The 6,182-nt window shown below is 70.1% G+C and carries 6 protein-coding genes; 2 read left to right on the top strand and 4 right to left on the bottom strand.

Going from position 1 to position 6,182, the window contains the following annotated elements; all coding sequences use genetic code 11:
- Positions 1–202 precede the first annotated feature (202 nt).
- Together ACFSJG_RS22385 and ACFSJG_RS22380 are read right to left on the bottom strand one after the other, a co-directional pair.
- Entirely contained in the window at positions 203–1,333 is a 1,131-nt protein-coding gene (locus ACFSJG_RS22385) for a PrpF domain-containing protein (protein WP_378487427.1), read from the bottom strand.
- A gap of 51 nt (positions 1,334–1,384) precedes the next feature.
- On the bottom strand, positions 1,385–2,968 hold the full coding sequence (locus ACFSJG_RS22380) for an MFS transporter (RefSeq protein ID WP_378487426.1): 1,584 nt from the start codon (positions 2,966–2,968) through the stop codon (positions 1,385–1,387).
- A gap of 168 nt (positions 2,969–3,136) precedes the next feature.
- Between ACFSJG_RS22380 and ACFSJG_RS22375 the strand changes: the two genes are divergently transcribed.
- On the top strand, positions 3,137–3,769 hold the full coding sequence (locus tag ACFSJG_RS22375) for a hypothetical protein (RefSeq protein ID WP_378487425.1): 633 nt from the start codon (positions 3,137–3,139) through the stop codon (positions 3,767–3,769).
- Between the two features lie 95 nt (positions 3,770–3,864).
- Positions 3,865–5,268, top strand: a complete 1,404-nt coding sequence (locus ACFSJG_RS22370) for a hypothetical protein (RefSeq protein ID WP_378487424.1) — start codon at positions 3,865–3,867, stop codon at positions 5,266–5,268.
- Between the two features lie 40 nt (positions 5,269–5,308).
- Here ACFSJG_RS22370 and ACFSJG_RS22365 read toward each other — a convergent pair whose 3' ends face one another.
- A complete protein-coding gene (locus ACFSJG_RS22365; RefSeq protein ID WP_378487423.1) occupies positions 5,309–5,701 on the bottom strand; it encodes a VOC family protein in 393 nt (130 codons plus the stop codon).
- A gap of 5 nt (positions 5,702–5,706) precedes the next feature.
- Positions 5,707–6,171, bottom strand: coding sequence for a hypothetical protein (locus ACFSJG_RS22360; RefSeq protein ID WP_378487422.1), 465 nt, complete (start codon positions 6,169–6,171; stop codon positions 5,707–5,709).
- Between the last annotated feature and the right edge of the window lie 11 nt (positions 6,172–6,182).

Raw genomic sequence — 6,182 nt, 5'->3', positions numbered from 1 at the left:
CGGTGACGAACGACGATGCCGCGGTACCCGATTGCGAACACTGTCGGCCACGGCGGCCCATCCGCACAGGATGGGTCGCCGTGGCCGATTCGCGTCGATCTCCGGGGCCGTGGCTTCCGGTGTCTCAGGGCTGGAGGCGGTCGTGGGTCCGCGTCGTCGCAGCGCCGCACATCCCCGGTCGTCGTGGATACCACCGAGGGTGTCAGCCGCGGACGGCCACCGAGCCGCGCATGAGGGTGCGTGCGGTGCGGAAGAGCGAGGCGCTCGCCACCTGCGGCTCGCCGTCGCCGGAGGTGACCTCCGCCGTCACCGACAGCACTCCGGACGGCGTGCCGATCGCGGTCGCCCCGACGCCCGCCGAGCCCACGAGATTCGGGAGGGTGCCCGGGATCTGCACGGCCGCGGCCAGGCAGAGCGCACCCGTTCCGGGTATCGCTCCGTGCGGCTGCTCCATGGAGATCATCCGAGCCGACAGGTCATACGACGCCCCGGTGACCTCGTCTCCGCTGATGGTCCGGTAGTCGGCAGGAGCGGCGACGACCGCGATCTTCGGGCCGGCGGGCGGAACGTCGGCGACGTCCGTCGCGAGCCCCATCGCCACCGCGCCGGCGCGCCGCAACTGCTCCAGGACGCCCAGCGTCGTGGAATCCGCGGCGAGCTGAGTGGGTGTCTCGGAACCGGCGAGCCCGAGCTGCGCCGCGTCCACGAACACCGTTGCCGCCGAGACGTCCACGCAGGACACGGTGAACTCCCCGGCCGGGACGCGCAGTCGGGTCGTCGGTGCGCCTACGGGCAGGACCCGCCCGGTCTTCGTGCCGCCCGGTGCCAGGTAGTCGAGCCGAATGGGCGAACCGGTCCCGGCGACGCCGGGGATCGCGAGATCGCCGTCCACCGCGGCCATTCCGCCGCGAACCTCCAGCGCGGCACGCAGCAGGGCCCCGGTGTTGGTGTTGAAGATCCGCACCTCGAGGGGACCGTCGTCCACCGCACCGAGGAGTCCCTCGTCCAGCGCGAACGGTGCCACCGCAGACGACAGGTTGCCGCAGTTCGTCGAATGGTCGACGACGGCGGTGCCGACGGACACCTGGGAGAACGTGTACTCGACGTCGGCGTCGGGCCGGTCCGACGGTCGCACCGACACCACCTTCGACAGCGACGACACCCCACCGCCCATGCCGTCCAGTTGACGGCCGTACGGGTCGGGGCTGCCCATCACCGACAGGTACAGCGCATCCCGGTCGGGGCCCGGTGCTGGGAGCGCGTCCTCCCGGAAGAAGACGCCCTTGCTGGTACCGCCGCGCATGAACACCGCGGGAATCCACTGCTGAGTCACTCCGTCATTCCACCCGCTTCGCGGTCCGGCGTCCACACCCGACCCCGGTCGTCATCTCCTGATGCGACCGCTGGCGAAGAGGGCTCCGGCAGTGAGCAGGGCGGCCAGCGCGAACGCCGCCTGCAGCGCTTCGAGCCGAGCATCCGCGTTGACGTCGACGATCGCCTGCTGCGCAGCGGGGTCCAGGTCCGTCTCGGCGAGCGCGGTGGTGAGCTGGCTGTCGGACACGAACGCCACGCCGGAACTCATCTCCGTGGTCGCCTGCTGCTGGACCGCAGGCGGCACCGCAGGGTTCTCCAGGATGCCTGTCAACGCCGAACTGCTCAGCGTCACGATCAGAGCCGACCCGATCAGGGCGGTGCCGAGGGAGGCGCCGAGATTGGTGGCGGTGTTCTGCAGTCCGCCCACTTCGGGACTCTTCTCGTCCGGGGCCGAGGACACCGTCACCGCCCCGAGCTGTGAGGACAGAGCGCCGAGGCCGATGCCCATGAGCAGCATCGGGATCGCGACCACACCCGCGTTCGCGCCCGGGTCCATACCTGCGGCCAGGATCAGGATGCCGATCAGCATGGACAGCAGACCGAGACGGACCACACGTCGCGGGCTGGCGTGCGGCCACACCTTCGGGATCCCGACGGCCGCGACCAGCAGTGCCAACGACAGCGGCAGCAGCCGAACCCCGGTGCCGAGGGCGCTCAACTCGAGCACGACGGACAGGAACAGGGGGACGGCGAAGAACACGCCGGCCTGAATCATGAACTGCATCATGAACATCGTCAGTCCACCGGTGAGCCGGCGGTTCCGCAGCAGTGTCAGGTCCAGGAGCGGCTGCCCGCCGGTACGCGTCACGTGCGTCTGCCAGCGCACGAACGACCACAGCACCAGCAGGCCGCCGAGGATCAGCCAGAAGACCGGGGACAGACCGAAGATCGCCGGGCCGTCGGGCCGCACGCGAAGCCAACCCCATTCGCTGGACCGCAGTACACCGAACACGATCAGGCCGAGACCCAGCGCCGACAGCACCGCGCCCGGCACGTCCAGATGCACCTTCTCGGGCGGCACGTCCGTGATCTTCCGTAGCACCAGCAGGATCAGGACGACGATCACGACCTCGCCGGCGAACACGTACCGCCACGACGCGAAGGTCGTCACCGCACCGCCGATCAGCGGACCTGCGGCCACGGCCATCGCACCCGCCGCCGCGATCAGCCCGTATGCCGCCGGGCGCCGCTCGGGTGCGAAGTTCGCCGCCACCAGCGCCACGATCGCGGGCATGATCAGTGCCGCACCGATGCCCTCGAGCAGCGACCATCCGATCAGCAGGACGGTGAGATTCGGCGCCAGCGCGGTCGTCGACGAACCGAGTCCGTAGATCACCAGCCCGATGCCGAAGGCGCGGCGCCGCCCGAGGATCGTGCCGATCTTGCCGCCGGTGATCATCAGCGTCGCCATCACCAACGTGTACAGGGTGATTGCGGTCTGGATGCCCGTGATGGTGGTGTCGAGGTCGGAGGCGACCTGCGCCATCGACACGTTCATCACCGAACTGTCGAGGGTCATCAGGAACTGACCGGCACCGAGCACCGCCAGCACCAGACCCGACCCGGTGTACTGCTTGGTGTCCGCGCTCACCACGACCGCTCCCGAACCGATCCGCGCCGCCTGATCGTCATACCGGCCTCGCCTCCACCCTGGACAGTCGCCTGATCGTGCCTCCGGCCGGCGGGACCGTCAACGCGGACAGGCCGTCCTCATCCTCGGTGGGTGAGGACTGTCGCTGCCCGGTGCGGCACAGTCGCGGGCATGGTGCGTACCCGGGCGCTGCGACTGCGCCGGGAATCCTGGGGCTTCGCGATCGGCTCGACACTGTTCGCGGTCGGCGCGCTGCCTGGGTACGCGAACGCGGTCGACGTCCAACTCGACAACACCACCTACTTCGTCGGGTCCCTGTTCTTCACCACCGCCGCGTTCATCCAGCTGGCCCTCAGCGGCCGTCGCCCGCCGCGCCACGGCGCGCACCGCGTCGAGCGCAGCGACTGGTACTCGGCCGCGATCCAGTTCGCCGGCACCCTGCTGTTCAACGTGAGTACCGGTGTCGCACTCGTGCATTCACTCACCGTCGAGGAGACGGACCGGTGGGTGTGGCGACCCGACATGTACGGCTCGATCGCCTTCCTCGTGTCGAGCGCGCTCGCCGTCGTCGCGACCACCGAGACCGATCGGCTGTGGGACCCACGCGCCAGGAACTGGATCAGCACCTGGCTGAACATGGCCGGCTCCGTCGCGTTCGGTGTGTCCGCGGTCGCGGCGTTCGTCGACCCGAGCACCGGAGACCTGCGCAACGCAGGCGTCGCGAACCTCGGCACCTTCGTCGGCGCGCTGTGTTTCCTGGTCGCCGCACTGCTGACCCGCCCGCCGCGGGAATCCGCGGGGTGATCCACGTGGCTCTCACCCTCCACGGATGATCCGCGCGGGCACGCAGCGTGATGGGCTGGTGGCACTGGCCCGCGCGTGACTTTCGAGGGGTGGACATGGCTGATTCCGGGACGGACGACGGAGCATCGGCACCGTTGTCGACGGACGAACGTGCCGAACTGCTCCGGCTGCGCGCCGAGGTCGACGAGCTGCGAGCCCAGCGCGCACCCGCACCGGACGCTGCGCCGCAACCGCAGACAGTCGGCCGGTCGGGGCATCCCACGTTGCGGTGGATCGCCGCCGGCGTCCTGCTCGTGCTGGTGGCGGTGTTCGCCATGGCGGGCGTCACGGCCCGCTTCGCGCGTAGCCAGATCCTCGACACCGACCGCTACGTACAGACCGTCACCCCGCTCGCATCGGAACCCGCACTGCAGACCGCGCTCGCCAGCACGATCACCGACGAGATCATGACCCGCGTCGACGTCGAGCAGCTCACCGCCGACGCGCTCGGCGCCCTCACCGAGGTCGCGCCGCGCGTACCGAGCACTGTCGTCGGGCTCGCCCCGGTGATCGCCGGGCAGGCCCGCTCGTTCGTCAACGAGGCCGCGACGAAGCTCGTGTCCTCCGAACAGTTCCAGACCATGTGGATCGAGGCGAACCGGCAGGCGCACGAGGAACTCGTCGCCGTCGCCACCGGAAGCGAGAGCGGCAGCGTCGCCATCGACGAACGCGGCCAGGTCAGCATCTCGCTCGCCGCGATCATCGAAACCGTCAAGACGGACCTCGTCGACCGCGGATTCCAGTTCGTCGACAAGATCCCCGACGTCAACGCCACGTTCGTCATCTTCGAGTCCGCGGACCTGGTCAAGGCGCAGCGCCTGGTGAACTGGCTCGACAAGGCCAGCGCGATCCTGCCGTGGGTGACGCTGTTGTTCGCGCTGCTGGCGATCTGGATGGCGCCGCGTGGCGGCCGGCGCCGCGCCGTGTGCCTGGTCGGCGTTGCGCTGGCGTTCGCGATGGCACTCCTTGCGGTGGCGACCAGCATCGGCCGCACCCTCTACCTCGACGCCATCCCGCCGGACGTGCTCGAGAACGCGGCCGCAGGCGTCCTGTTCGACACGATCGTCCAGCCGCTGCGCACCACCCTGCGGGCCGTGTTCGTGGTCGGCGTGCTCATCGCGGTCGTCGGCTACCTCACGGGTTCGTCGTCCTCCGCGACCGCGATCCGTGGTGCCTACGGTCGCACGATGGACCGGCTGCGCTCGCCCGCGACGGACCGCGAGCCGCGGGCGGTGGAGAAGTACGCGGCGACGTTCCGGATCCCGCTGCGGATCGCGATCGTCGGCATCGCGATCGCCACCCTCGTGTTCTGGCGCTACCCGTCCGGCACCGTCGTCATCGTCACGATCCTCGTCGCGGTGCTCGCCCTGCTGGCCGTCGAGGTACTGGCCAGGCCCGCCCTCGCCGCGAAGAAGCCCGCACCCGCACCCGTACCGAAGGAACCCACCCCGTCTGCATGACGGTTCCGTTCAGTCGATCCGATCGACTGAACGGAACCGTTCATGCCTCGCTACGGCGGGGGTCGCGGCGGATGGGGTGGTCGGCGGGGATCTGCACCAGCACCACCTGCACCCCGTCGGGGTCGGCGACCCACATCTCGTGCAGTCCCCACGGCTCCTGCCGCGGCTCCCGGACTATGCGCACGCCCTCCGACTCCAGCTCGGCGCGGGCGTCCTCGATGTCGCGGACCTGCAGCCAGATCGCGCCCTCGAACACCGACTCGACGTCGGAGCCGCCGTGCCCGGCGATCTCGATCAGGTTCTGTCCCGCGAAGAACACGGTGCCGCCCGGGTACTCACGGGCGATCGCCAGCCCCAACGCGTCCCGCCAGAAGGTGAGCGTGGTCTCGTAGTCCTTGGGGCGCAGAATGATTCGACTGCTCAGGATCTCCACTGCGGTCAGCCCTCCTCGGCGGGTCGCGACTCGTGCCCGGCGCGGCCGTGGGTGCGGCGCGCCTCCTTCATCTCGGCCTCGTAGACATGGCGACGGCCGTCGAGGACGGTGTCCCGGCCCTGCTTCTCCCACGACCGGAACGCCGACCAGTAGCCGTCGTCGAATTCCTCGACCGCCTGGAACGTCCACCGCCCGGGCAGCACGTTGCGTCCCACGAGATCGGTGTCGATCCCGTCGGCGAGCTCCGCGTGCCCGGCCGCGCGCAGCGCCGCCACCGCCTCACCCAACTGCCGGTCGGCATGCCCGACGAGCTGGTGGAACGAGTAGAGGTGGCCGCGTGCCCGCTCCACCGTCTCCAGCGCCTCGGACAGCTTGCCCACCGCCGCGACCTCGGCGTCGGTGACTCCGCCGGGCCGAGTGTGCTCGGTGGCGGGGCCGTCCCGTCGTTCCGGTGCGCGGTCTTCGGTCATGCCGTCAGTGT

It is taken from the genome of Rhodococcus gannanensis (assembly GCF_042681175.1).
Lineage (GTDB): Bacteria > Actinomycetota > Actinomycetes > Mycobacteriales > Mycobacteriaceae > Rhodococcus_G > Rhodococcus_G gannanensis.
The sequence above is the reverse complement of the archived record's forward strand: the minus strand, read 5'-3'. Positions and strand labels throughout refer to the sequence as shown.

What these genes read in the sequence shown, in the direction of transcription:
- ACFSJG_RS22375 (WP_378487425.1), top strand. Translation starts at nt 3,137, where the DNA reads ATGGTGCGTACCCGGGCGCTGCGACTGCGCCGGGAATCCTGGGGCTTC.
- ACFSJG_RS22370 (WP_378487424.1), top strand. Translation starts at nt 3,865, where the DNA reads ATGGCTGATTCCGGGACGGACGACGGAGCATCGGCACCGTTGTCGACG.
- ACFSJG_RS22360 (WP_378487422.1), bottom strand. Translation starts at nt 6,171, where the DNA reads ATGACCGAAGACCGCGCACCGGAACGACGGGACGGCCCCGCCACCGAG.